22 protein-coding genes, 1 tRNA gene and 3 pseudogenes are annotated in these 25,256 nt (G+C 66.7%); 14 read left to right on the top strand and 12 right to left on the bottom strand.

The features are described from left to right. Positions 1-76: 76 nt before the first annotated feature. Positions 77-1,003, top strand: coding sequence for a Yip1 family protein (locus OG844_RS27860; RefSeq protein ID WP_406393956.1), 927 nt, complete (start codon positions 77-79; stop codon positions 1,001-1,003). A gap of 66 nt (positions 1,004-1,069) precedes the next feature. Here the strand turns inward: OG844_RS27860 and OG844_RS27855 are convergent, their stop codons facing one another. Next, a complete protein-coding gene (locus tag OG844_RS27855; RefSeq protein ID WP_406393954.1) occupies positions 1,070-1,570 on the bottom strand; it encodes a phosphoribosyltransferase in 501 nt (166 codons plus the stop codon). A 6-nt stretch (positions 1,571-1,576) separates the two neighbouring features. Next, positions 1,577-2,152, bottom strand: coding sequence for a dCTP deaminase (dcd, locus tag OG844_RS27850; protein WP_329209486.1), 576 nt, complete (start codon positions 2,150-2,152; stop codon positions 1,577-1,579). Between the two features lie 476 nt (positions 2,153-2,628). On the opposite strand from dcd, the gene OG844_RS27845 reads away from it, so the two are divergent. The 4 genes from OG844_RS27845 (at position 2,629) to OG844_RS27830 (ending at position 3,770) form a co-directional block, all read left to right on the top strand. Next, a tRNA-Gly gene (locus OG844_RS27845) sits at positions 2,629-2,702 on the top strand. A 158-nt stretch (positions 2,703-2,860) separates the two neighbouring features. Then, the gene (locus tag OG844_RS27840; protein ID WP_406393953.1) at positions 2,861-3,055 is read left to right on the top strand and encodes a type II toxin-antitoxin system Phd/YefM family antitoxin; all 195 of its coding nucleotides are present in this window, start codon (positions 2,861-2,863) and stop codon (positions 3,053-3,055) included. Between the two features lie 29 nt (positions 3,056-3,084). Continuing rightward, entirely contained in the window at positions 3,085-3,450 is a 366-nt protein-coding gene (locus tag OG844_RS27835) for a hypothetical protein (protein WP_030595201.1), read from the top strand. Between the two features lie 29 nt (positions 3,451-3,479). Next, complete coding sequence (locus OG844_RS27830) at positions 3,480-3,770, top strand: hypothetical protein (protein ID WP_406393951.1); 291 nt, start codon at positions 3,480-3,482, stop codon at positions 3,768-3,770. 825 nt (positions 3,771-4,595) lie between these two features. Here OG844_RS27830 and OG844_RS27825 read toward each other — a convergent pair. Then, positions 4,596-5,396, bottom strand: a complete 801-nt coding sequence (locus tag OG844_RS27825) for a hypothetical protein (RefSeq protein ID WP_406393949.1) — start codon at positions 5,394-5,396, stop codon at positions 4,596-4,598. 567 nt (positions 5,397-5,963) lie between these two features. Continuing rightward, positions 5,964-7,487: an ATP-binding protein gene (locus tag OG844_RS27820; protein WP_406393948.1), complete on the bottom strand. Its 1,524-nt coding sequence runs from the start codon at positions 7,485-7,487 to the stop codon at positions 5,964-5,966. A 486-nt stretch (positions 7,488-7,973) separates the two neighbouring features. On the opposite strand from OG844_RS27820, the gene pglX reads away from it, so the two are divergent. Both pglX and OG844_RS27810 read left to right on the top strand, forming a co-directional pair. Then, entirely contained in the window at positions 7,974-11,558 is a 3,585-nt protein-coding gene (gene pglX, locus OG844_RS27815; RefSeq protein ID WP_406393946.1) for a BREX-2 system adenine-specific DNA-methyltransferase PglX, read from the top strand. Between the two features lie 545 nt (positions 11,559-12,103). Continuing rightward, positions 12,104-12,499, top strand: coding sequence for a hypothetical protein (locus OG844_RS27810; protein ID WP_406393945.1), 396 nt, complete (start codon positions 12,104-12,106; stop codon positions 12,497-12,499). Positions 12,500-12,508: 9 nt separating this feature from the next. On the opposite strand, the pseudogene OG844_RS27805 reads toward OG844_RS27810, so the two are convergent. Further along, positions 12,509-13,442: pseudogene (locus tag OG844_RS27805) on the bottom strand (IS5 family transposase). A gap of 466 nt (positions 13,443-13,908) precedes the next feature. Here OG844_RS27805 and OG844_RS27800 point away from each other — a divergent pair. The 3 genes from OG844_RS27800 (at position 13,909) to OG844_RS27790 (ending at position 15,770) form a co-directional block, all read left to right on the top strand. After that, positions 13,909-14,682 (top strand): hypothetical protein, encoded by a 774-nt coding sequence (locus OG844_RS27800; protein ID WP_406393944.1) that lies wholly within the window; start codon positions 13,909-13,911, stop codon positions 14,680-14,682. Between the two features lie 441 nt (positions 14,683-15,123). Beyond that, positions 15,124-15,372: a hypothetical protein gene (locus OG844_RS27795; RefSeq protein WP_406393943.1), complete on the top strand. Its 249-nt coding sequence runs from the start codon at positions 15,124-15,126 to the stop codon at positions 15,370-15,372. Then, positions 15,369-15,770: a DNA-binding protein gene (locus OG844_RS27790; protein ID WP_406393942.1), complete on the top strand. Its 402-nt coding sequence runs from the start codon at positions 15,369-15,371 to the stop codon at positions 15,768-15,770. The genes OG844_RS27795 and OG844_RS27790 overlap by 4 nt, the downstream gene beginning before the upstream one ends. Before the next feature lie 635 nt (positions 15,771-16,405). On the opposite strand, the gene OG844_RS27785 is transcribed toward OG844_RS27790, so the two are convergent. Beyond that, positions 16,406-16,744, bottom strand: coding sequence for a MerR family transcriptional regulator (locus tag OG844_RS27785; RefSeq protein ID WP_406393940.1), 339 nt, complete (start codon positions 16,742-16,744; stop codon positions 16,406-16,408). Between the two features lie 999 nt (positions 16,745-17,743). Between OG844_RS27785 and OG844_RS27780 the strand changes: the two genes are divergently transcribed. The 3 genes from OG844_RS27780 to OG844_RS27770 are packed head-to-tail and all read left to right on the top strand — an operon-like array spanning position 17,744 to position 19,975. Beyond that, the gene (locus tag OG844_RS27780) at positions 17,744-18,910 is read left to right on the top strand and encodes a GAF domain-containing protein (protein ID WP_406393939.1); all 1,167 of its coding nucleotides are present in this window, start codon (positions 17,744-17,746) and stop codon (positions 18,908-18,910) included. A gap of 34 nt (positions 18,911-18,944) precedes the next feature. Beyond that, positions 18,945-19,514 carry a PP2C family protein-serine/threonine phosphatase gene (locus OG844_RS27775; RefSeq protein ID WP_406393938.1) on the top strand — a complete coding sequence of 190 codons (570 nt, stop codon included), beginning with the start codon at positions 18,945-18,947 and terminating at the stop codon, positions 19,512-19,514. Then, positions 19,511-19,975 (top strand): response regulator, encoded by a 465-nt coding sequence (locus OG844_RS27770; protein WP_406393937.1) that lies wholly within the window; start codon positions 19,511-19,513, stop codon positions 19,973-19,975. Before OG844_RS27775 ends, OG844_RS27770 begins: the two co-directional genes overlap by 4 nt. Here OG844_RS27770 and OG844_RS27765 read toward each other — a convergent pair. The 4 genes and pseudogenes from OG844_RS27765 to OG844_RS27750 all read right to left on the bottom strand — a co-directional run. Further along, positions 19,960-20,310: pseudogene (locus OG844_RS27765) on the bottom strand (ATP-binding protein); the annotation flags it as partial. The gene OG844_RS27770 and the pseudogene OG844_RS27765 overlap by 16 nt on opposite strands. A gap of 399 nt (positions 20,311-20,709) precedes the next feature. Continuing rightward, positions 20,710-22,242 (bottom strand): annotated as a pseudogene (locus OG844_RS27760) (GAF domain-containing protein); the annotation flags it as partial. A gap of 363 nt (positions 22,243-22,605) precedes the next feature. Further along, positions 22,606-23,007 carry a thiol-disulfide oxidoreductase DCC family protein gene (locus tag OG844_RS27755; RefSeq protein WP_406393935.1) on the bottom strand — a complete coding sequence of 134 codons (402 nt, stop codon included), beginning with the start codon at positions 23,005-23,007 and terminating at the stop codon, positions 22,606-22,608. A gap of 172 nt (positions 23,008-23,179) precedes the next feature. Further along, positions 23,180-23,326 (bottom strand): hypothetical protein, encoded by a 147-nt coding sequence (locus OG844_RS27750; protein ID WP_406393933.1) that lies wholly within the window; start codon positions 23,324-23,326, stop codon positions 23,180-23,182. Between OG844_RS27750 and OG844_RS27745 the strand changes: the two genes are divergently transcribed. Beyond that, positions 23,319-23,450: a hypothetical protein gene (locus OG844_RS27745; protein ID WP_406393931.1), complete on the top strand. Its 132-nt coding sequence runs from the start codon at positions 23,319-23,321 to the stop codon at positions 23,448-23,450. The two genes, OG844_RS27750 and OG844_RS27745, sit on opposite strands and share 8 nt — an antisense overlap. A gap of 30 nt (positions 23,451-23,480) precedes the next feature. On the opposite strand, the gene OG844_RS27740 is transcribed toward OG844_RS27745, so the two are convergent. Then, a complete protein-coding gene (locus OG844_RS27740) occupies positions 23,481-24,023 on the bottom strand; it encodes a DUF4262 domain-containing protein (protein WP_406393929.1) in 543 nt (180 codons plus the stop codon). 295 nt (positions 24,024-24,318) lie between these two features. Then, positions 24,319-25,080, bottom strand: a complete 762-nt coding sequence (locus OG844_RS27735; protein ID WP_406393928.1) for a polysaccharide deacetylase family protein — start codon at positions 25,078-25,080, stop codon at positions 24,319-24,321. Positions 25,081-25,256: the final 176 nt, after the last annotated feature.

Raw genomic sequence — 25,256 nt, 5'->3', positions numbered from 1 at the left:
CACAGGTAGGCCGCAATGGCACCCGTGTTCCCCTGGCCACCGCACCGCGCCCGTACGGACCAGGTACGTTCGATACGTGGCTGGATTCAGGATCGGACGCGGCCGGGACAACCGCACACCGCAACAACACCCGCAGCAGCAACAGCCGTACGGCACGCAGGCACCACCGCAGCCGTACGGCCGGCAGTCGTGGCCTCCGGCAGGCGGCAACGGCGCACCGTACGGCGGCGGGCACGGCGGCAACGGACACGGGCAGGGGGGCGGACACGGGCAGGGGGGCGGACACGTGCAGGGTGGCGGACACGGCGAACCCGAGTACTTCGGCGACCCGTACCACCAGCCACCCCAGCAGGACCCGTACGCCAACGCCCCTGGCCACACGCAGGCCTTCAGCATCAACGAGGACCCGTACGGCGACGGGAACACGTACGCAGCCGGCCAGGCCCCCGCCCAGCCCGCAGGCCCGCGCCTGCACTGGAAGCAGCTGCTGAGCGGTGTCGTGATGCGTCCGGGCCCGACGTTCTGGCAGATGCGCGACTACCCGGTCTGGGGCCCCGCGCTCGTCGTCACGTTCGTGTACGGCCTGCTCGCGCTCTTCGGCTTCGACCAGGCCCGCGACGAGGCGATCCACGCGGAGGTCTCCACGGCCGTCCCGTACGTCGTGATCACGGGCATCGGCTTCGTCATCGGCGGTCTGGTCCTCGGCGCGGTCACCCACACCCTGGCCCGCCAGCTCGGCGGCACGGGCTCCTGGCAGCCGACCGTGGGCCTGTCCATGCTGATCATGTCGATCACGGACGCCCCCCGCCTCGTCTTCGCCCTGTTCCTGGGCGGCGAGAACTCCCTGGTGCAGATCGTCGGCTGGCTGACCTGGCTGGCGGCCGGAGCGCTGTTCACCTCCATGGTGAGCAAGTCGCACGACCTGCCGTGGCCGAAGGCCCTGGGCGCCTCCGCGATCCAGCTGATCGCCCTGCTGTCGATCATCAAGCTCGGCACGATCTGACCCGGACGACACGCGGAAGGGCCCCGGTGCTCAGCACCGGGGCCCTTCCCACGTCCGCCCGCGGGTCTACGAGTCGAGAACCTGCCCGGTGCGGCGCACGACGGGCTTCTCGACACTCCACGGGAAGTTGATCCACTGATCGGTCTTCTTCCACACGTACTCGCATTTCACGAGCGACTGCGGCTTCTCGTAGATGACCGCGCTGCGCACCTCGGCCACATGGTCGATACAGAAGTCGCGCACCAGCTTCAGCGTCTTGCCCGTGTCCGCCACGTCGTCGGCGATGAGGACTTTCTTCCGCGTGAAATCGATGGCGTTCGGCACGGGCGCCAGCATGACGGGCATGTCCAGGGTCGTCCCGACCCCGGTGTAGAACTCCACGTTCACCAGGTGGATGTTCTTGCAGTCCAGCGCGTACGCCAGGCCACCCGCGACAAAGACCCCGCCGCGCGCGATGCTCAGCACGACATCCGGCTCGTACCCGTCGTCGGCAACCGCCTGCGCCAGCTCACGCACGGCGAGCCCGAAAGCCTCGTACGTCAGATTCTCCCGCGCCCCGTCAGCCACGCCGCATCACACCTGGGTCCGATGGAAGTTCATGTACGAACGCGATGCCGTCGGTCCCCGCTGCCCCTGGTAGCGCGACCCGTACCGCTCGGAACCGTAGGGGAACTCGGACGGCGAAGTCAGCCGGAACATGCACAGCTGCCCGATCTTCATCCCCGGCCAGAGCTTTATCGGCAGCGTCGCCAGATTCGAGAGCTCCAGGGTCACGTGCCCCGAAAACCCGGGGTCGATGAAGCCGGCCGTCGAATGCGTCACCAGCCCGAGGCGCCCCAGGGAGCTCTTCCCCTCCAGCCGCGACGCGAGATCGTCGGGGAGCGAGATGACCTCGTACGTCGACGCCAGTACGAATTCGCCCGGGTGAAGGATGAACGCCTCGTCACCCTCCGGCTCGACCGTACGCGTCAGGTCCACCTGCTCGACCGCTGGATCGATATGCGGATAGCGGTGGTTCTCGAACACCCGGAAGTAGCGGTCCAGCCGCACATCGATGCTCGAGGGCTGCACCATCGAAGCGTCGAACGGATCAATGCGAACCCGCCCTGCATCGATCTCGGCCCGGAGGTCCTTATCTGAGAGAAGCACGCACCGAGGATACGCAGAACGCGCGGGCCCGCCCCAACCGGACCGCCCCGCGCGCCTGCCCCACCGCTCCCCGCCGCCGCTACCGCTCCCCGAGCACCACAGGAACGGCCTGCCTCAACCGGGCGCAGCGCGGGCAGCGGATGAGCCGCCCGGGACCGATCCGGTCGGACCCGAGCTGCTGCATCGGGAACGACGAGGTAGCAAAAACGTGCCCTTCGGCACAGCGGACGACGGTGCGCTCCATCGACTCCATCAAGTCCCTTCCCCAACAAGCCTTGGACGAGACCGCCACATTAGGGGATGAACAGGACGCCACTCCAGGCGGCACTCCGCCCACCCACGCTACGCCCCCAACTCCCGCTCCCCGCACCCGCATCCCGGCGGCGAAACGCCGGACAGACCTCGCGGCGAACACGCCGGGGGCCTGCCATGAGGTAGAGTGTGCGGCGATGCACTGCCGATCATCGGCGCGCTTCGCGGGTGTAGTTTAATGGTAGAACATGAGCTTCCCAAGCTCAGAGCGCGAGTTCGATTCTCGTCACCCGCTCCATGAAAAAGCCCCAGGCCAGAGGCCGGGGCTTCTTTGTTGCCACAAGCCCGATCAGGCACCCCGAGCCCGCTCTGCACCCGACGTGCCCGCGCTTCCTCCAGCCGTCGCACCCCACGGGCATGTATGTCAACTATGATAGTTGCTATATGCTTCAGCGTATGGAGACGAAGACGTACACAACCATCGACCTGCGCAAGGGGATGGGCGAGATCCTGGACCGGACCCGGATCGCCGGCGAGGCCGCCGCCATTACCCGCAAGGGAAAGACGGTCGCCTACCTGGTGCCGACCGAATGGTTCGAGCAGATGGCCCGCGGGCACGAGTCGAACGAGGACCGACGCGAGGCGGCCTGACCCACCCTCCACACCAAGGAGCACCAACCATGCCCGCCCACGCACTCCACTTCGATGGGTACGAGGGGGAACCCCTGCGGTTGCCACCCATGCCCGAACACACGCCTCAAGCACTTCGGTTGGCGATTCAGGAACACACTCCGCACCTCCTCCCGGACTTTGAGGCGCACTGGAAGCGCGTCATCGGCGACGCCTTCAACATCACGCCCGTGCCCGCCTTCATGCGCCTGTGGTGGACGCAGTACGCCATCGCCCGGAATCCCGTCCTCGACTCGCACCTTCGCGACCTCGAAGCCCGCGCCGCCAAGTCCGAGGACCCCGAGGAGTCCATCCGGCTTCTGGAGGAGTACAGCCGCCTCCGGCACGAAGCCGCTGAAAGGAAGCCCGGGGAGTGATCGACGAACCACTCCGGCCGCCTTGGCAAATGGACTGGACGAAGCAGGCGCAGCACGACTTCCAGAACATGCCCGCCGAAGGCAGTGACCTGGTCATGAGTGCCCGTGCGGAACTGATCACCGCCGAAGACCCGTACTTCCGGGGGATCGACGCAGATTCCTCGCTCCCGCACTGGATGACCGTTCGACCTCTGGCCTCTACAAGCCCCGGCGGCCCCCACATCGTGGACCTGGCCGGCGGACGCGGCTGGCTCCTCTACACCTTCATGCGCCGGCACGCCGACCCACAGATCGTCGTCACCGAAGCCTTCTGGGCCTGACGTCTGCGCCACCGGAGCGTCTGCAGCACAGGTGGCTCCCGTTCCGTTTTCCGTCACCCGCTCCAGCACAGAACCTCAGACTGATGACCCGCGTCGACGTGCCCCATCCATGCCCAGCAGAGCGGACAACAGCGGTCAGATGCGGCTCTCAGAGGCACGGGCTCATCCACCTGGCCGCTACAAAACCACAGTTCAGACCCCCTCTGGCAGCCCAAGAACCGCAGATTCCCAAGCTCAGAGCGCGAGTTCGATTCTCGTCACCCGCTCCACAGCTCGAACCGAAAGCCCCAGGCCAACGGCCCGGGGCTTCTTTGTTGTCTCGACCGCGAGGCCAGGGTTTCCAACCCGAAGGCCGGTGCGCCAACTGTGCCTCTGCCCTGGACAAGCGTGACGAGTTGTCCGTTGCCCGCCTTCGCCTAGGTTCCTGCGGTCCAGTACTGGTGGAGCCGGCCACCGCGTCCTCTTTGGTCAGCTCGGCCACCATCTCCTCTGCGGAGGCCCACCCGGTGGACCAGCAAGTACACCGGGGCCGCGGGAAGCGCTTCCTTCAGCACCTCTGGCGCTCCCCGGTCCGGGGGCCGGCCGTCAAGCACGGTGGACCGGAATCCCCTTCGGGGAAGTCGAGTTGGTTGCGCAAGGTGTGACCCCACGTCCTCGTGTGCAGGATCCGCCCGTCATGCGTCGCCAGCTCGCGAGGCGGTTCGGCGCGGTCACAGTACCGAACCGCTGGATCCCGTTGAGGCGTACGACCCCGCGGTCACCGCATGCCCCGCACGTGGAAGGCAAAGCTCGCCGTATACGCGCTGGTCGGCGCCGGTCCGCGCGTCAGGCGGTCCGGCGGTTGCCCTGGTCGTCGCAGGGCAGGTCGGCGGCCGTGTGGCGAGCGAGGAAATCGCGGCTGGCCTGGCGCTCGGCCTCGGCGATCGCGGTGGGCCGGACGTCGATAATGCCACCGAAGGGCCGGTCGACGTCACGGATGATGCACAAAGTGGTAGTGAGGAGCGCGGTGATGACCGTGAGGGTGATGAGCTGCCCGCGGTTGTTGCGGCGGGGCAGGCAGACGCCCAACGCCATCACGGTGATCACCAGGGTCGCGAGCAGGAACCAGAGGATCGCGCTGGGGATGCTCGCGGTGGCCTGGGTGAGACGCTCCTCGCGTTCCGCCGAGCGATTGTTGTCCGCAGCCACCAGCATGCTGAAGACCGGCTTGCCCTCCACCTCACGAAAGACCCGCCGGAAATCCGTGGCCCAGACGCTGGGAGCCGCCGCGCCCTTGCCGTCGGACATCGCAGGCCACTCCTGGACGCGTACGGCACGGGTGTAGCAGACCGCGTCCGCCTGGATCTCGGCGCGCTGCGCCTCGGGCGCGTACTCTGCGGCCTCGACCATCTGGTCGACGGCCCGGGCCTCGCCTCGTGAGGCGACCTCGGCCTTGCCGTACGAACCGTTGGCGGTGACGAGGACGAACGCCAGCAGCAGCACGGTCAGCGTCAGCAGAGGACCGACCAGGTCCTTCACGGCCATGCCCGTGTCGTCGTCCTCGCTGAGGAGGCGTGGACGCAGGTAGCGGTTGGCGGCGAGGCCGGCGAGCAGGGCAAGTACGGCGACGACGATCACAAGGACCACGGACGGACACCTCCGGGTGGAAAGGGGAGAGCCCCGACGCATAGGGGGCACCGGAATCAGGTCCCACGCCACGTACTGCCCTGAACAGCGGAAACGTCACCTCGCCCTCGAACGAGCGACACCCTTTGCGCCGGAGAGCCCCTGCCCGAACCGCCGACGACGGCGCGACCTGAGTCGCCCCCTTGCTGAATGAACGGCATCTGAGCGGTTCAGCGCCCGGAGCACGCCTCATCATCAGGAGTCCCGGACCGGCCCATCCAGATCCGACGGGAGTCAAGCCAGGCGGAACTCAGGTGGAGCCGACGGCCGTGCCACAACGTGCCAGTAGGGGCGGTCAACCACGGTCACCAAGGCCGAGTCGAGGCACCCGGAGGGATGCCGTCGGCGCCCGTTCTCGCAGGTCAGGTTACCTGTCAGGCGCCAAGTGCCGGGTGATTCCCAAGCTCAGAGCGCGAGTTCGATTCTCGTCACCCGCTCCATGAAAGAGCCCCAGGTCAGGGACCTGGGGCTTCGTTGTTGTCTGGACCGGATCAGGCATCGCATGCCCGCTCCGTGCCTGACGCTCGATCAATGGAGCCGTGCACGGAACGCCGCTCCGTAAAGCTCGTCGAGACCGAGGAGCAGCACGCCGTCCTCGCCCTGTGCTCCGCGTGACATCTCACGTCGCAACGAGTCGCTGAAGCCGGCTGCGCTGAAGCAGGCCAGCTGACATCGACTGGTGTCCATGCCTCGTGCGGTGAGTACTTCCCGTGCCCGAGCCAGCCTCTCCAGGTGACTCAGCCCCATGACGGTGCCCCATTTCGCCTCTCCGAGCAGGTGGACCGCCTGCTTGCTGCCCCCGGACCCGGGTTCCACCACGGCTACGTCGATCTGCGTCTGCCGCCGCGCCACGGGGTCCGTCACCACGCCACCGCCAACCTCCCCCAGGGAGGAGCGGAGCAGGGCCCGGCCCGGCCCGAGGATGTACTCACGGCACACCGTCTCGAAGTGCGGTCCGGCCACCTGCGCCGCGAAGCGTTCCGCGGACTGCGCCCACACCTCTCGCGCCTGTCCGCTTTCCAGCCGTGCCCAGGCGGGCCGCATGACCGCCTCGTAGAAATTGATCAGCGGCTCGGTGATTCTGTACTGGGACTTCCCGGCCCGAAAGACGTCCGCTTCCCGCGCCAGGAGGTGACTGTCCTCCAGGACGTGAAGGGGGTGAGAGATGTCCACCGACTTACGGCCGATGTACCCCGCGATCCCTCCCCGGGTGGAATTCCCCTGGGCCACCGCGGCAAGGACCGAGTGGTACAAGGCCGTGTCCCGGATGTCCGCTTCCTCGGCAAGCAGGTACCGGGCTTCCCGGAAGAGAGGACTGAAGGGCGAGAGGACCGTACGGCAGATCCAGTCGTCGAACTCCTCCAGCCCGGTGGGGACGTCGTCCGCAAGGAACTGCCGACGGTACGCAGGTGTGCCTCCGACCACGGCATGGAGACGGGCAGCGAGCGCGGGGTCGTCAGCGACCCCCCAGAATTCAGCCGCCGCCCGGTACGCGAAGGGCCTTACGACAAGCTCCAGTTGAGCCCGCCCCCGCAAGGGTGCAGTACTCGCCAACAGTCCGCCCATGACGGACATCGCCGACCCGCACAGGAGAAGCCGCATCCGGCTCTGCTCAACCTGGAACCGGTCGACCTCCCGCTGGATTATCGACGGCAGCTCCGGAGCGGTCTTCGCCAAGTACGGAAATTCATCAATGACCACAAGTAGTGGCGCCTGAGAACTTCGCGGCGAGGCCAGCCCGAACAGGTAGGAGATCGCGTCGTCCCAGGTGGCAAAGGAGAAGGGAACCGGCGACCCCACATGATCGGCAAGAGCCGCAGCAAACTGGCGCAGGGATTCCGTCTCCGTCGCCGCCGTTGCTCCGAAATAGAAGCCCCCCTGCTGCTCGACCAGAGCGCGCAGCAAGTAGGTCTTGCCCATCCGCCGCCTGCCGCTGACGATCCCGAGCATGGCGTGCGGCAGCGGCCGGCTCACGAAGGCGGCGAGAGCGTCCCACTCGACGCTCCGGTCGAAGACATGGGTCGGCTTGGTCGGGCGCGTGGGACTGAACACGAGGCACTCCTTAGGAATGAACTCCTATGGACTGTACTCCTAAGTTTTGTCTTCTCGCACGGAGAGGTACATGCACACCGCCAGGCCCAGAGTCCCGACCCCGACGAAGGTCCCGCCCCCGGCCGCCAGTGAATCCGCCGCCCCCACCCTCAGCTCCCGGAAGACCGCGAACGCGACGACGGCACCGAGGGCGGCACACAGGCCGACTAACGCAAGCCAATGCCGCCTCATGCCCGAACTCTCACCACTCATGGAAGTACCTCTCCCTCAAAGTCGACCCGGCAGGAGGAGGACGCGGTGCGCCCGCCGGCGCACCGCCCACCCCGGGCACACCCGCCCGCTCGCCACACATCACTCAGTCCAGCGCGGCAACCGGTCGACCACCGCACCATGAGCCTAGAAGGTCTATCTAACACTCTCAAGTATTTATGCCGACCTCTCGCTGGTAATCTCGCCGCAACGGGTCGGCCCCCAGGGGAAGCGGCCGTGGGCCGACTGAACGGGAAGCTGACAGTGATCTCCAGCGAGCTCCTCTGCCGAGACCTGCGAGGGCTGATGGTGGGCCTGAGGAGTGATCTGCGGGAACGCGCGCAGGAGAGCGCCGCCGCCGCTGTCCTTGAGAGCGACTACGCACGTGCCAGGGAAGAACGGACGACGTCCGCGACCTGGGGCTCATGGAGGGACGAGCAGATCGGCCGAGCAGCTGCCTCCTGGCTCCTAGCCCTGACGATGACCAGGTTCTGCGAGGACAACGGAATGCTCGACGCTTCCGGTCTTCTGGCCGTTGAGGAACCGCAGGACGGTTCGCCCCTCTCGGATGAACGTTCCCGGGAGGCTGTGTTCGACGTGCTCGCCCGGGTTCGCTCTCTGCCCGTCATGGGGCAGGTGCTCAGCCCACACAGCAACCCCATGTGGAAGATCACGCCCAGCAGTCGGGTTCTTCGAACGCTCCGGACGTTCTGGCTCCGCAGGTCCCCTGACGGCTCCCTTGAGCACGACTTCACGGATGCGGCGCGCGACACAGGATTCCTGCGGGACCTTTACTACGCCCTCGACGAGCAGGCAACGAAGTCGTACGGACTGGTCGCGACGCCGGACTTCGTGGCCGACATGATCCTTGATCTCACAGTCGAACCGGCGGTCGCGGAGTCCGGTCTGCCAGGGTTCCGGGCCGTCGACCCCGCCTGCGGATCAGGCACCTTCCTGCTGGGCCTCTTCAGCCGTCTCTTCCGACTGTGGACCGACGCCGAGCCCGGCATGAGCCCCTGGCAGCGGGCTGCCCGAGCACTGCGGTCCGTCCACGGCGTGGACATCAACCCGTGTGCGGTGAGCATCGCGCGCTTCCGCCTGCTAGTAGCGGCCATGAACGCCACCGGTGAACGACGTCTGAGCGCGGTCCCCGACGTACCCGTGGTCGTTGCGGTGGGGGACTCCCTGCTCCGTGGTCGGGGGGCTCCGCATGTGGGGGAACTCGCACTGGAGGAACCCTCCGCGATGCCCCCGAGGGGGGAGTTCTCCGACTACTCGCGCCGGCACGACCTGCTCGGCCGCGCTTCCTATCACGCTGTGGTGTCGAATCCCTCGTACCTCACGGTCAAGGACAAGTCGCTCTCCACTGTGTACCACGATGCCTACGTGAGTTGCAGAGGCAAGTACGCCCTCACCGCGCCCTTCATCGAGCGGGCCTTCGGACTCGCGGCGGAAGGCAGGAACAGCGGGTACGTGGGTCTACTGACGGCCAACTCCTTCATGAAACGAGAGTTCGGCCGCCCCCTCATCGAGCAGGTGTTGTCGAGAGTCGAAGTCTCCCGGATCATCGACACCTCTGGCGCCTATATTCCCGGGCACGGCACACCGACCGTCGTGCTCACCGGGCGCAATCACGAACCGGACCCGCAGCAGCCTGTGTACTTGGTGGTCGGCAAGGAGGGAGAGCCCGCGGTTCCGATGTCGGCGCGCGACGGCCTCGTATGGAAATCTCTGCGCGCCATGTCAGACAGGTCCGTTGCCGCCGAAGATCGCTGGGCCCAGTCCTTCTTCCAGCAGCGAAGCGAGCTGACCCATTTTCCCTGGAGCCTGACAGACCCGACCAGTGGAGATTTGCTGCGTCGAATGGAGCAGGGGGAACGGCTCGGTGAACGCGTTGCCCGGATCGGCTATCAAGCCGCTACGGGCTCCGATGACATCTTCTGCGCTCCGCGCCAGTCGTTCCAACGATCCCGGGCCGAGCAGGGAGCCTGTGTGCAGGTCCTGACCGGGTCCGGCATTCGCGACTGGTCCGTACGCAGCGAATACGCGGCGTTCTTCCCCCGCGCGTGGGATGAGAACTCCGACCGGCCCAAGGCCGTTGATCTGTCGCATTTCCCCGGTCATCACCGACGTCTGCGACCCTATTGGCCGGTGCTGGTCGAGCGCCCCGGCATCAAGGACTCCACCGCGCCCTGGTACGACTGGCACCAGGTCGCCTCGAACCGAAACGTACATTCTTGGTCGATCGCCTTCCCCTGGGTAGCGACCCACCCTCATTTCAGTCTGCTCAGAGAGCCTCTGGTCCCGCTGAACTCGGCGCCCGTACTGAAGCTTTCGCCCGCATCTTCGGAAGTCGACCACCTCCGATTGCTCGGTGTGCTCAACAGCTCGGCTGCTTGCTTTTGGCTCAAGCAAATGAGCCAAAGCAAGGGAGAGTCGAGAATCGGCCAGCTCCGGGGCGGCGAGGTGTGGGAAAAGATCTTTGAGTTCACCTCGACGCGTCTGCGCGACCTGCCTCTGCCCGCTCACCTCCCCCTCGAACGGGCCGCGTCGCTCGATGCGATGGCGACCAGCCTCACAGAGCTGACATCATCGATCGCCGATACGCGCATACCCCTCGACCAAGAATTCCTCGACTCCGCCGAATACCGCTGGGCCTCGACCCGTTCTCGGATGGTGGCCGTACAGGAGGAGCTCGACTGGCAGGTGTACAAGGCGTACGGATTGCTCCCCGACGACTGCGAATTGGCCTCTCCGCTGGATGGACCACCGCCGCTCATGGTGGGCGAGCGAGCGTTCGAGATCGTTCTGGCCCGTAAGGCCCAAGAGGGCCTGGTGTCCACGACGTGGTTCGACCGTCACGGAGCGATTCCCATCACGGAAGTCCCCAAGCGTTGGCCGCCCGCGTATCGGGACCTCGTACAAGCCCGCATCGAAGCCATCGAACAGCACGCTTCCCTGGGGCTATTGGAACAACCGGAGCACAAACGCCGTTGGTGGACTCCCGGTTGGCACCAACTCCTCCAAGCCGGACTGCGGGGTCGGATGCTCGATCGTTGCGAGGGGTCAGACCTATGGTTCGAGACGAAGGACGGAGTACGCCGCCCAGTCGCCCGCACCGTGGATCAGTTGGCCAAGTTGCTAGCAGACGATACGGAGTTCGTCATGCTCGCAGCACGTTACTCACCCGGTACGCGGGTTTTGGACGTACTGCAGGGCCTGCTCAGTGACACACACGTGCCTGCGGCGCCTCCCCTGCGGTACAAGGAGTCCGGCCTGGTGAAGCGGAGCGGCTGGGAAACTGCGTGGGAGCGCCAATGGGCGTCGGGACAGGGACAAGACGGGACAGCCGACCGGCAGGAACAGATCGACGACACCCTCGTCGTACCGCCTCGCTACACGTCTGCGGACTTCGTCAAACCCTCCTACTGGCAACAACGCGGCAAGTACGACGTACCCAATGAACGTTTCACGTCCTACCTACCGACCTCCTCCACTCTGTCCTCGACCACAGTCCTGGGGTGGGCGGGATGGGACGCCCATGAAACCGCCCGAGTGCTGCTCGATCTGGTCGAATCCGGCGCACATGCCGATGCCGGTGGATTCGAATCAGTGTTTCCGCTTCTCACAGCTCTACAAGATGTCTTGCGCCGAGTACAGCGGACCGAACCAGACCTCGGCCCCACCGAGCCATCGGGATCCTCCCAGGAGTACGAAGAAGCCTTCCGTCGACACGTGGTACGCCTCGGAACCTCGCAAGCAGAGATCACCGGCTGGAGGCCCCCCGCTCCAAGAAGGGGACGACCGCGAAGAGAATCGTGACGACGAGGCCACGTTTCGGGCATACGGGGGGCAGTCGGCACTCGCCCTGCGTCGGACTGGCTGTCGGTGAACGCGGCGCCGTGGAGGACGACATCGCTTCACCGGCTGCGTCTACGGCGAGGAACGGTCAACCCGTGCGGCTCAGGCTCGAAGTCACCGAGGCAGGCAGAAGGAAAGTTGCGCGTCCGTTGCCCGTTGCCTCCTGGCCCTCCACTCAGAGGCCCGTGCCACAACGTGCCAGTAGAGGCGGTAAACAGGGTAATCAGAGGGCTCACCGAAGCTGTACAGGCGTCGCGCACCAGATCCGCACCAGAAGGCTTGTCCTTGGCCTTCGCACGGGCGGCGCGCACGAGGTCGTCCAGGCCGCCGGCTAGCTCCTGTTGTCGCTCAAGGACGGATCGCTGGTAGACCATCGCGTCCTTGAGGGTGGCCCCGGATCGGGTGGCAGCCCCTTCGACCCCTTCTCCACCCACTAGGGCCTGTCCGATGGGTCATATGAGCTGATCAGGGACGTGGCCTACTGTTCGCTGAACGAAGGGGGCCGCATGGCACGCGATACAGCTGAAACAGAGGCGGGGATGAAGGGGATCACGTTTCCTGCCTGGCACGGAAAGCACTACGTGACGCTGGCTGAGCTACTGGTTCGCCTCGGCAGCTTCGGCCTGGACCTGACCTGGCGCGTCGAGTTCGACGAGATCGTCGATCCCCGCTGTGTCGAGATGGAGAGACGGTCCGCCGACGCAGGCATGAACACGTTGACCCTGTTGTCGCTGACGACCCCCTTCCTCCAGTTGATCGACGCCGAGGCACGTGGTTTCGCCGAGGACAAGCTGGTGCTCGTTCTGACCGAATTCGACAGTTCTTCCTGGGACGTCAGGGCTGTCGACGAGCGCGTACTCAGCGAACTGCGCCACTATTACCCGGGCGCCAAGGACCTCTGAACGGGCGCTTCACTCCGGACGCAGCCATAGGCGGATCGCCGCCACGGTAACCGTTCCGTGGAAGACGTACGCCCGCTTGTCGAAGCGCGTGGCGACGGCTCGGAAGTTCTTGAGCCGGTTGAGTCCGCTCGACTTCGTTGCGGCGGCGGTAGACCGCCTTGTCGAACCCGGTCGGCCGGCCGCCTTGGCTGCCGCGGCGCCGACGGTTGGCCCGCTGGTCTCTCGGCTCGGGGATCGTGTGCTTGATCTGACGTCTGCGCAGGTGACGCCGGTTGCGGCGTGACGAGTACGCCTTATCGCCTCCGACATGGTCGGGCCGGGTTCGCGGTCGTCAACCAGCCTGCCGGGGCACGCGGATCTCTTCCAAGACGGGAATCATCTGCGGTCCGTCCCCCCACTGGCCGGGCGTGATGACAAACGCGAGCGGGCGACACCCGCCTTCCCCGCCAAGGTGGATCTTGCTTGTGAGCCCGCCTCGCGAGCGCCCCAGGGCCTCATCGGGACGATGACGCTCCGGGCTCCTGCACCGACCCGGGATCTTCGGGGCACGGGTGGAGGCGCCAGCCGCGTGCTGATGAGCGCGGCAGGTCGTGGAATCGACGCTGACCATGCGCCAGTCGATCCGGCCCTCGGCATCGGCGTCCGCCTGGACGGCCCGCAGGATTCTCTCCCACGTGCCGTCCGCCGACCACCTGCGATGACGGTCGTGGACCGTCTTCCAACTACCGAAGCAAGGAGGCAGGTCCCGCCAGGGGAGGCCGGTCCGCTGCCGGAACAGAATCCCGTTAATTACCCGACGGTGGCCTTGCCAGCGTCCACCCCGCCCGTGATTCGCCGGCAAGTGCGGCTCCAGCCGAGCCCACTCTTCATCCGAAAGATCTCCGCGCCCCCATGTCCCACGGAACGAGTGCCCAGCAGGAGCGTCACACGACCCATCGGACAGTCCCTGGTCCAGGTGACGTCGAAGGTTAGTGCGGAGAAAGGTGGATAAGAGCAACGCCTGCTTGCCCGCATCAGATTTGGCCGCCAGATTTCGGCAAGACACCAGGGCCACCTCGGGCATATCTAGGCGGTTCTCAGGAAGCAGGAACGGTCGACACATAAGTAGTGTTCGTGTTGCCGGAGTTCGGAGGCGGACTATCCGGCGACGGAGCGTTCCGGGCCACGTGCGGCAAATCGCTTTCTTCAGCCTCGGGGCGGCCTCGATGAACTGGAGACGAAGGCCCCGGGCTGCATGACGGGTTAAGCGATCAGACGGATGAGCAGGGAAGCCAAGCACGAGCTTCCCCCACCTGCCAACCCAACGTTAGGCAAGGCGCACCTGGTTCAACCACGGTGCTGGCTCCTTAACCTGCGGCACCTTGCTCAAACCCGAGCGCAACCAGCCTCCCGCACGGCATCATCCTGCTATGGCAGCTACCCCCAACCAGCAGACCGACCTCCGCAAGGTGTTCTACCAATGCAGGCTCGGCCGCGATGACCTTGAGCGCATGTTCAACATGGCGTGTGAAGGAATCGATTCGCCAACCATAGAAGTTTCGACGGTCTCCGGGAGCACAAGGTTCTGGGAGACAACGATCTCCAGCCTCGTCACTACGGTTCAATCTCAATCGACAGAATCTGGCGACGACTGGACGAACCTAGAACTGAAAGCAGAGAGCCCAGGAAGGGAGAGGACTGTCTCGATAAAAATCGCCACCGACAGAACCGAGTACGACGTATCTGGATCTGATGCCGTCTGGGCCTACGGCCAGTCGGCGAGGATCGAAAATTTTCTCACCCGGAGAGGGGCGGTTAAAAAGTCGCCTAAGTATGAAGCCAAGATCTCATTTGGTTTCATTTTCGTTTTTCTGATAATTGGCACTTTCTTCGTAATAGCCGAGTCCGGCCCAGATACGGTTTCCGAGTGCCTTGATAAAGCGAAAAGGGTTCAGGAAGATGCGCCGCTCGTCAATGCAATATTCGCCACCCTAATGACGCTGGGTCTTGCGGGAGCCATAATTCCCCTTTTGAAACGGAGGGCGCTGCGGGCGCGCCTGCAAGTAAGCTCCAATATTTCATCCGGAGGATGGTGGCACCACCTATCTGCCGCCGAGAAGATCGCAGCAATCGGCATCCCTATTGCTGTCGCCGCCGCAGCCGGTGCTGTAATGTCAGGGTTCAGCGACGTGTTCGGAAAATAAAATAGGGGCCCCGAAGGGCCCCTACCCCCGGCCGCGATTAACTCTTGATCTTTACAATCATGAGAATGATTGTAAAGATCAGAAGAGAAATCGGTTCCATTGTGGACTCCCTCAATTCATGCCCCTCGGGGCGGTGTATGCAGGGAGCCCGCGCTGTTGCCAGTGGGAAGATTATGCCCCAGGTAGGCGCGAACCGTCTCTGTTCTGCGGCAAGAAGGCCGCGAGATTCAAGCCAACCTGCCGATACTTTCCGGCTCGCTTCTGTACTCCAGTTCCGCAACGCTCTGGCGAACGCCCCGGGTCGGCCGAGCCTGCTGCGCACAGGAGGGACGTCACACATGCCGCCGCTGCGCCACAAGCCCCCGGCATCAAGCAACCTTGACTGTCGAGGCCGGATGCGGAGACCCGAGCCAACCGTGCATACTCCAGTATGCTTAGCTCATGTCCTCAACGACTCGCATCACCGTCACGCTCCCCAGCGACCAGGTGGCGGAGCTCCGCAAGCTCACGGACAACGTCTCCGGCTACGTGGCCGAAGCCGTAGCCCGCCAGATCCGACACCAGCTCTTGGGCGACGATCTCCGCCGCCATGAAGAGGAGCACGGTCCCTTCAGCTCCGAGGAGCTCGCCGAGGCCCGCTCGAAGATCTTCGGCGGCGATGGCTCCGCCAAGAGCGCGGACGCCGCGTGAGCGAGCGCATCGAGACCGTCGTCCTGGACTCGGAAGGACTGTCCGCGTGGGTCGCGCAGGACCGCAAGCTCCTCGCCATGCTGCAGGTCTTCCACGACATGGGAACCGACCTGTTGATCGGGGCCAACACCATCGTGGAAGTCACCCACTCCCGCACGAACATGCCTCGCCTAAACTGGGCCCTGTCCCGTGTCAAGGTGGAGCCGGTCACCGAACATGCGGCGAAAGCGGCAGCGGAACTCCTCAAAGCCGCTGGACTGCATGGACACAGGTACGCCATCGACGCCACAGTCGCCGAGGTAGCACTGCGCCAACCGAAACCGGTTGCCCTCCTGACCTCCGACAGCGACGACATGACCAAACTCTGCGGAAACCAGGTCCGCATCATCCCCCTTTGACCGGTCGGCCCATCCGGAGCACTCGCCTTGGCTGGACCGTTGCGCTTTCGGCCCTCGTGCCCCATCCGTACCCAGCAGAGCGGACAACAGCGGTCAGGTACGGCTTCCACAGACCGCGACCATCCACCCCGACCGACGCAAAAGCGCAGCAGGGCCTCTCCTGCGGCCCAAGAACCGCTGATTCCCAAGCTCAGAGCGCGAGTTCGATTCTCGTCACCCGCTCCATGGAAAAGCCCCAGACCAGCGGCCGGGGGCTTCTTTGTCGTCCGGACCAGCTCAGGGGTCGCGCACCAGATTCACACCAGAAGGCTTTTCGTCGGCCTTCGCGCGGCGGTGCGCACGAGGGTGACCAGGCCGCCGGCAAACCGTGTTCCGCGAGATGGCACCGACCAGTCGGGCGCGACTGATCTCGCGAGGACCGCGGAACGCAAGCCATCTCGCAGCGGCCGTGGCGACCCTGCCTGACCGATCCGGCCAGAGCTACGGACCGGCAAGCGGCCCAGGGCTTCCTTGCTGTCTGGACCGTTCAGGGGTGCCGCGCCCTCGGCTTGACCTGAGTCGGTCGCCGTACAGGGCTGGTCCGCAGGGCTCCTCGGCGCGCCGAGGATGGCGGCGCGAGGTCGCGGAGCGCCCGTTCACCCCACGGACGGTGAGTCCACCGCTTCGGCGGCGCGGCGGTGTTCGGCGTTGATGCGCTGGGCTTCTTCGAGCTGGTCTTCGAGGATGACGATGCGGCAGGCGGCCTCGATGGGGGTGCCCTGGTCGACGAGTTCCCGGGCTCGGGCGGCGATGCGCAGCTGGTATCGGGAGTAGCGGCGGTGGCCGCCCGCGGAGCGGAGCGGGGTGATCAGGCGGGCCTCTCCGATGGCGCGGAGGAAGCTCTGGGTGGTGCCGAGCATCTCAGCGGCCCGGCCCATGGTGTAGGCGGGGTAGTCGTCGTCATCGAGACGACCGAACAAGTCGCCTGCTGTCATCGCACCTCTCTGTGGAACCAGTGGAGGGGCCCTGGTGCCGTACTGGCACCAGGGCCCCGAAGGAACTGCTACACCATCTGCCGGCCCTGATACTGCGCCGGCCCTCTGTTTCCGCAGACCCGACCGAGATGCTGTCGGGAACGCGGGGATCGCGGTTGCTTGACCGGAGACCACCTCACTATCGATGTCCTGCGGTACCCGGGCCCAGTCACTCCGCCCGGGCGATCCTGATGGCGCCTGGCTCCTCCGTTCTTTCCCTCTGGATGAACTACTTATCGAACGAGACCTGCGTACTGCTGGTACTGCGAACTGCTCGCGGCCTCGAACACAGCCGCTCTTCGACAGCCAGCCCCGTCGCCCGTCCTGCATCTGCTCCGGCTTGGAACCCCACTGCCGAACCTCCCGGCACGCGCGTCCGCAGCCGACGCCTTCACCGAGGTGCTGCTCACTGATTCACTGCTGTGTGCTGCGCACTGCAACTGCGGTACTACTCACGGCGGCCCCTGATCACTGCGGGCCCCCCGGTCCGGTCGTCAGTCCCGTCGCCGTCCTGCAACAACCCTGGCTTCGAAACTCCACCACCGCACCGTCCTGCGCACTGCAACTACCTGTACTGCCTGGCAGTTCATCTCTGCCGGGCCTTGCTCGATCTCGGCTACGAGAGAAACCATAACCACCCCACCACCCAATGTCTACTCCCGCCGCCATAGATTTCCATGCACTAGGCAGAGAGATAGTCAGCCTCGACTACCGAGGGGTACGGGCGCACCATCCCAGCCGAGGACACGTACTCCGACCAGCGCCTCTGTCGGCGACCTCCAGCTGTCTCTCGGGGTCGGGGTGCTGGTGGATCAGCGCCTCGCGGTCAGCCTCGCGCGTCTCGTGCGGAGCGCCGCCGCCCGGGACCGCGCCTGGAGGCGCTCAGCCGCGGGGTGGCATAGCGTTTCCCTGACGGGCCGGGGCCGACGGTGGTGGTGACACGGAACGGCGGATTCAGCGGTGGAGCAGCACGAGATCAGGGCTTCCCGTCAGGCAGATGACGGATGGTGGTCGGGCCGTCTGCATGAGCTCTGGCGTGTTGCCGACACGGCGCAGGATGTGACAGGGCTGGCCGATTCCCTCTACGGCATGCTGCTCCGCATGCCCGGTGTGCTGGCCGTCGTGGGCACCCGCTGGAGCGGCGGGCTGCTGCACTACATGCGTAGCGTCACTCCGGCGGAGACGACGCCATCGCTCGTGGAACTCGAACAGGACTTCGGCGAATCGGGTGCTGCCGGGGCCCCGGACGGCGATCCGACCGTCACGGTTCACGGGGTGTCGAGGCTCGACGCCGCCATGCCGCACGTCCGGGTTCTGGCCGCAGCGGGCGCGCGGAGCGTGGCCGAGTGTGCCGTGCCGCTGGGGCAGGACGGCTGGGCGTCGTTCATGGTCGGCACCGCGGACTCGGACGCAGTCGATGCGACGCTGCGGACCCGGCTGAAGCAGGTGGCCGAGGTCGCCATGGTCTCGGACAGGCGCATCATGGCGCGACGCGACGGCGAGATGCGTCAGGTGAGTGACGCCTTCCTGGCGGAGGCGTCGTTGCAGATGGATTCGAGCCTTGATGTGGAGAGGACCGTGCGGCGGGTGGCCCGCACGGCTGTTCCCGCCGTCGCCGAGGGGTGCGCCCTGCATCTGTGCCTTCCCGAGGGACTGACACTCGTGTCCTACGCACATGTGGATGCGGGCGAACAGCAGTGGCTCGGCAGGGTTGCGGCCGAGGACCCCTGGCTGACGGATGTGCTGCAGCGCGTACTCGCCGGCGGCCAGGGGCTCGTACTGAAAGGTAACGGGCTGGAAGGGGGGCCCTTCGGGTCCGCCTCGTCCGGGGCGGGCGGTGCCGTGTATGCGCTCAGTGTGAATCCGCTCAAGGCTCGGGGCCGGGCCCTGGGCACCCTGACATTCCTCTACCACCAGGCGGTCATCGCCGAGGGGGCCTCGCGGTTCCTCGCGAATCTCGCCGACCGGGCCGCGCTGGCCATCGACAGCAGCGCCCTGTACGAACAGCGGCGACGCAACGTGGTCTCTCCAGAGGCATCTGCTCCCGAGCAGACTGCCGCAGATTCCGGGGCTCACGCTGAGTTCGGCGTACGAGGTCGGCGACGTCTCGCTCGATGTGGGCGGTGACTTCTACGACGCCGTCCCGAGTGCGCAGGGAGGTGTGACCCTCCTCATCGGTGACGTCTGCGGTCGCGGGGCGGAGGCGGCGGCACTCACGGGGCTGGCCCGCCATACCCTGCGCACTCTTCTCGAGGACGGCAGTACGCCCGAGCACGCGTTGGAACGGTTGAACCAGGCTCTGTCCAGGGAGGGCACGTCCCGTTTCGTGACAGCGCTCCTGGCGGTTCTGGTGCCCGACGAAGAGGGATTCTGTCTGCGCTATTGGAGTGCCGGCCATCCGGCACCGCTGATACGACGTGAGGACGGCACCGTGGAGGAGCTCCCGGCCCACGGGGATCTGCTGGGTGTGCTGGAGGACATCGAGTACGGATCCGGGTCGACGCACGTGGCACCGGGCGACACGCTGGTGATGTTCACCGACGGGGTGACCGAGGCGAGAGCGGCTGACGGGACGTTCTTCGAGTCACGTCTGCGGAACGCGGTGGCGCAGACGGGCGCCGGTGAGGCCCTGGGGTTCGCCGAGCGCCTGGCAGAGGCTGTCGTGGAATTCCGCGCGACGGGCGCCGACGACATCGCCGTGCTCGCCGCACGGGCGGAGGCGATCGGATGAGCGGGCCTGCCGGGGAGCACAGGATCGATCACGAGCTTGTCTGGGTGGTCGAGGACTCGGCGGAGGACGCCGAGGCCATTGCGCGGGCGCTCGGTCGCACCCACCCGGGTCTGACCCTGGAATTCACCGACCGGGGGACCGGATTCGTCGAGCGTTTGCTGGAAGCCGCACGCCGGCCGGGGCTCGTCCTCTTGGACCTGAACCTGCCTGGTCTCAGTGGAGGAGCGGTGCTGCGATCGATCCGCTCCTGGCCCGAACTGAACGACGTGGCGGTGGTGGCCTTCACGTCGTCCACCGGACCGGACGAGGTGGACACGACCTACGCGGCCGGCGCCGACAGTTACATCTACAAGCCGGTCAACTTCGAACTTTTCCGCACGGTGCTGAAGGGGGCGGTCGACTACTGGCAGAGAAGGGCTACGGGCGGGGACGAGGGCCCTGCCGCTCAGCCTCCCTCCTGACCCAGGGTGAAGAAGAAGGCCGTCCCGCGGCCCGGTTCGCTGTCGAGCCACAGCTCGCCGCCGTGCCGCTCGACGATCCGCTTGACGATCGCGAGCCCCACGCCGGTGCCGCCACCGTGCTCACCCTCCCCGTGCAGCCTGCGAAACAGCTCGAACACCTCGCGCTGCCGGTCGGACGGGATGCCGATGCCGTTGTCCCGGACCACGACAGTCTGCTGCGGGTGCCCTCCTGCCGGTGGGCGGAGCGTGTCGACCAGGACCTCGACCGTGCGATCGTCCCGGTGCGCAGCGTACTTGGCCGCATTCACCAGGAGGTTGACCAGGACTTCGTAGAGCCGGTTCTCGTCGGCGTACACCTCGGGCAGATCATTTCTGATGACCCGGACGTGGGCCTCGGCCAGGCGTTCCCCCGCCACGTCGAGTGCGGAGTCCAGCACCCGGTCCAGTGGAACACGCGTGCGATGCAGTCCGCCTCGGCCCAGCCGGGCGAAGTGCAGCAGCGAGTTGAGCAGGTCGTCCATCCGGCCGGCCAGTCGCCGCACGGTGAGCATCCGTCGCAAGGTGGTCGCATCGAGCTCCGCCGCGGCATCCTCGATGGCGAAGGTCGCGGCGTTGGAGATGCCTCGTAGCGGTTCCTTGAGGTCGTGAGCTGCCACATGGGCGAATGAGTCGAGGTCGGAGTTGGTGATGCGCAGCTGTTCGTTCAACGCTGCCAGTTCCGCCTCGTGCCGGAGTACGAGGCCTGTCAGCGTGCGCCAGAGTTCCTGCGCGGTGGCACGGTCGGTCGGCGTCCAGGGCAGGCTCTGTCCGCGTACCACCGCGCGGAAGACGGCACCTGAGCCGCGAGGGGTGAGCCGTTCACCTCGCGGTCCGACCTGGACGGGCCTCGAAGGGTCGGCGGCCCATTGGCGGGCGGTCGGACGGGCCCTGCGGAACCAGGCGAGGAAGTCACCCGCGTGGCTGAGCGTCACCATCAGAACCCCCGCAGGACCGCCTTCCGGCACGTCGACGGGACGGTCCGGTTCTTCGGAGAGGCGGTCCGTACTCCAGATCGTGCCGGGTGCCGGTCCTGCCGCGCGGGCCTGGAGGGTCTCCAGAAGAGCGGGCGGAACACTCATCCCGCTCATGACGCTGCGGCCGCCTCGGCAGAGCACTGCGCCATCGGCGTCCAGCAGTGTTCGGAGGGCGTCGTCACCTGCCAGCAGCGAGTCCTCCAGGTCAGACGTCACCCGGGAAATGATCTGACCAAGACGCTCCCGGGATGCGGTGAGCGCCTCGGCCTGCTCTCGTTCCTCGATGACGGCAAGCTGGAGGGAGAAGGCCACGCCGAAGAACTCACACGCTGCCCGCAGTTCCGGAGGGACGGTGACGGCGGCGTAACCATGACAGGCGATCAGCCCCCAGAGCTCGCCCTCCCGGAGGACGCTCACCGACATCGACGACTTCACACCGATGTTCCGCAGGTACTCCAGGTGGAAGCCGGACACCGTGCGCAGTACGGCGTCCGACAGATCCAGTGGCAGGCTCGAATCGGCTCGGAACGGAGGGTTCAGGCCCACACTGGCGTCGTCCACGTCGGCGATCGTCCGGATCCAGTTGTCGCGGTACAGCCGTCTCGCCTGGGGCGGGATGTCGCTGGCGGGGAACCACAGCCCCAGCCAGGGCTCGTGGCCGGCGGTGAGTTCCTCCGCAACCACCTCTCCTGGCCCGTTCTCGCCGTCGAAGCGGTAGGCGACCACCCGGTCGAAGCCGGTCAGCGCACGGATCTCATGGGCGGCCGCCTGGCAGCACTCAACCGCTGTCGTAGAGGACCGCAGACGCGTCAGAGCTCGCCGGACCCCCTGGTAGAAGTGTGCGAAGTGCGGCGCCGCGACGACGCGCGGCTCGCACTCCAGGACGAGGAGGGGCCCCTGCCGGTGCGCGGTCACGTCGAACATCCGAGGGACGCCCGCCACATCGATGGAGACAGGGAGAACCAGACTTGCCGCCGTGTGGTGAGCGCCGACCTCGAGCGCCTCGGCCCACTGCTCGGGGGACAGCACCCGCGTGATGGGACCCCCGACCAACTCCTCGGCCGCGATCCCCAGCAGACGACCGGTGTTCAGGGCTGCGGTGTCCACGGTGCCGGTAGCGGCATCCACCGCCAGCAGGGTGCCGTGGGACTGGATCCTGCCCAGCAGGTGGATGGGCTCCTGGATGCACTCGCCGAGGTCGAAGCCGATGGCCGCCGCGGCGTCGGTCTCCCGTCCCGGGTCCGGAAGGGACATCTCTTCTCCCACGTTCCGAGTTCCCGAGCCGGTCCGGTCGGCCGTCCGGCTCGCCGCGATCCTTCCACGGCGCCCTGCGGCGGCGAGGCTGCTACGGGCGCGTGTCGTCGCTTCCGGCGGCCACCGCCCGCCGCCGGGCCGGCCGCCACGACCAGCCCTTGGGAATCCGCACGGCTTCCGGTGCCCTTCGGGGCGGACAGCCGCGGTCGAGCCACGGTCCGCGGAGAACTCACGAGCCCGCCGCTGCAGCCCGAGGTGGCACGTGAGCGCGGCACGGCGGCGGGACGCGGGCCGCACCGCGCAAGGGTGCGAGAGGGCGGTGTCGAAGCAGACCGGCCCTGAATCCCCCACAAGAGGTCGCTCTCATCCGACAGACTGCGTGCCGGGCCTGCGGTCCGCCGGCAATGCGCAGGCCGGCGTACCACCGGGCAGACGGTCACGGTTGGTGGCGACGAGCCGGTAGAGACCGTGGGCGATCCAGCTCACCGGGGGCAGGGTCAGCAAGCCGCCCAGCCAGGCCCAGACACCACCGGCACGCAACGCAAGTTTGGCGACGGCCTGAGCGCCGCCGTACACGGTGCCGACCGGCGAGACGTACAGCAGCTCGCGTTCGGCTCGCTGCTGGGTGACGCCGAGAGCTTCCAGATCCGCGAACTGCCACGGCGTGACGGTGCAGTCCGGTCGCAATCGCCGTATGAGGTAGTTCACCGAGGTCGTGCAGAAGGCGCAGTCACCGTCGTAGACCAGGACAGATCGATTCGGCATGGACTCATCCTGTCTGAGCGAACTCAACTGCGCCGGGAGGCCGTCCCGCACCTGACAGGAGTCGGCTCGGTCGAGCCATGCGTCCCGCGAAACGTGGGGGAGGGGAGAATGCTCGCGTGGAACAGCAATGGCCGGAAGGGCCGAACGCCGACCCTGATGCGGCAGGAGATCGCTACAACGCGGACTTGCAGGCATCCCGGGCTAGGACGCGGAAGCTGTGTCGCGCAGAACTGCCCGTGGCCCACTCGGGCTTGGCGATCACGATCGTCGCAAGCGTCGTCGTGGGGGTGGCCTGTTCACCGGGAGCGGGGATGATCATCGCGGGATCCTTTGCGGCGCTGTTCGTCGTCGCCCTGGTCGTGGTCCTCGTCGCCGGTGGCGGCGGGTGGGGCGCCGTACGCGCCGCGTACAGGTTCACCTTCGGCTGGGCAGAATGGATGTAGCGGCGTGCGGCGTCCGTGCCCCCACCGACCTCACGTGATGTCGGTCCACGGGCCGGTGGTCTCGTCCTTGGGAATCCAGAGCAGGGGTTGCCCCGTGCGGCAGCGCTCGTCCGCTCCCTCTTCCCAAGGGAACCGCCCGGCTCTGTCCGGCCAGAACAGCTGCGTGACGGGCAGTGGCGGCCTCTGGTAGAAGTCGATGCCTGCGCCGAAGAAGTCCTGGTACCAGCTCGAATGCACGGGCCGGACGGCCACGTCGTAGCCGTTCAGCACGTCGCCCCTGCGCTGGTCGGGCTCGAGTGGGGCGCCGTCACGTATCGCTGCCCCGGCGGCGTTCACCACGCTCATCGCGGTCTGCGAAGGCAGACCGAACACGCTCACCTCGGGACTGCGCAGTGTGTGCCACAGACCGATGGAGTACCCCCAGTCGCCGGGAGCGTCATCGCCGGCCACGCCCATGACGTGCCACCCGAAGTCCACGACGCTCTTGGCGGTGCGGCTGTCGCGCTCCTCCGACACGGGGCCGCCCCATTCCGTCGGGGCGCAGAGGAGGCAGAAGCAGGTGACGTCGTCCATCCGAGGAGAGTAAACGCGCTCGGGCAGGGGCCTCCCGCCGGGGGCAACCGGCACTTCACGGCATCCGTCCCTGCCGGCCCGCGCAGGTCGCCCGGCGAGCCCGGCCCGGCGCCGCCCCGGAGTGGACCTGCGTGAGCCGAGGCGGGTATGTCCACGCGGAGTTGGAAGCACCTGATGGAAAGCCCTCAGCCCATCGGATGACCTGGTCCTGTCCGCTACTCTCACGGGAATTCCGCAGCTCGGGGTGGACGATGACTTCCTCTGCGAAGCGCGGACCGACTGACGAAGGCCCCACTCACCGCACGGGGAAGCCGAAGGAGTAGCCCTGCTGATTCAGCCAGGGCAGGATCTCGCGCAGAGCGGCAACGGTCTCCGAGCGTTCCCCTCCCGCGTCGTGGAAGAGGACGGTCGGCCCGTTGGTGATCTCGTTCTTGACGGTGGCGACCATGGCGTCCACACCGGGGTGCTCGAAGTCCTTGGTGTCGACGTTCCAGCCCAACGGGCGCATGCCCCGGGACGCGGCAAGCTGTCGGCTGTACGGGGTGAACGCGCCGCCCGGGGCCCGGTAGTACTGCGGGCGGACGCCCCCGGACGCCTTGGTGATCATGCGTTCGGCATCCAGGATCTGCTGGGACTGGTAGGCCTCGGACTTCTTGTCCATGGTGGTGTCGTGCGAGACGGTGTGGTTGCACAGCCGGTGCCCGTCCGCCACGACCGCCTTGACCAGGTCCGGGTGCGCCTGGGCCTGCGTGCCCACCATGCAGAACGTGGCCTTCACACCGCTGTCCTTGAGCAGTTGCAGCACCTGCGGCGTCCAGACCGGGTCCGGTCCGTCGTCGATGGTGATGTTGACGCCCCGGGCGCCGCGGTCCGACGCGTGCGCGATGTCCACCGCGACCGGCCGGACGTCCGGCACCGAGACACTCTCTTCCGGCTGACGCGCGCCGGTGGTGTCGGCCTGTGCGGTCCACACCGAAGTGGCAGCGGCCACCGCCGTCACCCCGAGCCCCGCCGCGAGAAGCCGGCCGTGCCATCCCCTCCCCTTGTGCTTCGCCATGTCCGCCCGCCCCTTTGTCGTCCCCGCCCTGCCGTGCACCCATGAAGACATACGAACGCCCGGGCGAGCCGCTCTGTTACCGAGCGAGGACGAATCCACAGAGGGCCGGCGACAAACACAGGAGTTCCGCGACAGACGAGGGACGCAACGGCCCGGCCGGGTGGGGGTGCCCGGCG

Source organism: Streptomyces sp. NBC_00887, from assembly GCF_045207585.1.
Note: the sequence above shows the minus strand (reverse complement) of the source record. Positions and strands in the feature narration are given on the sequence as shown.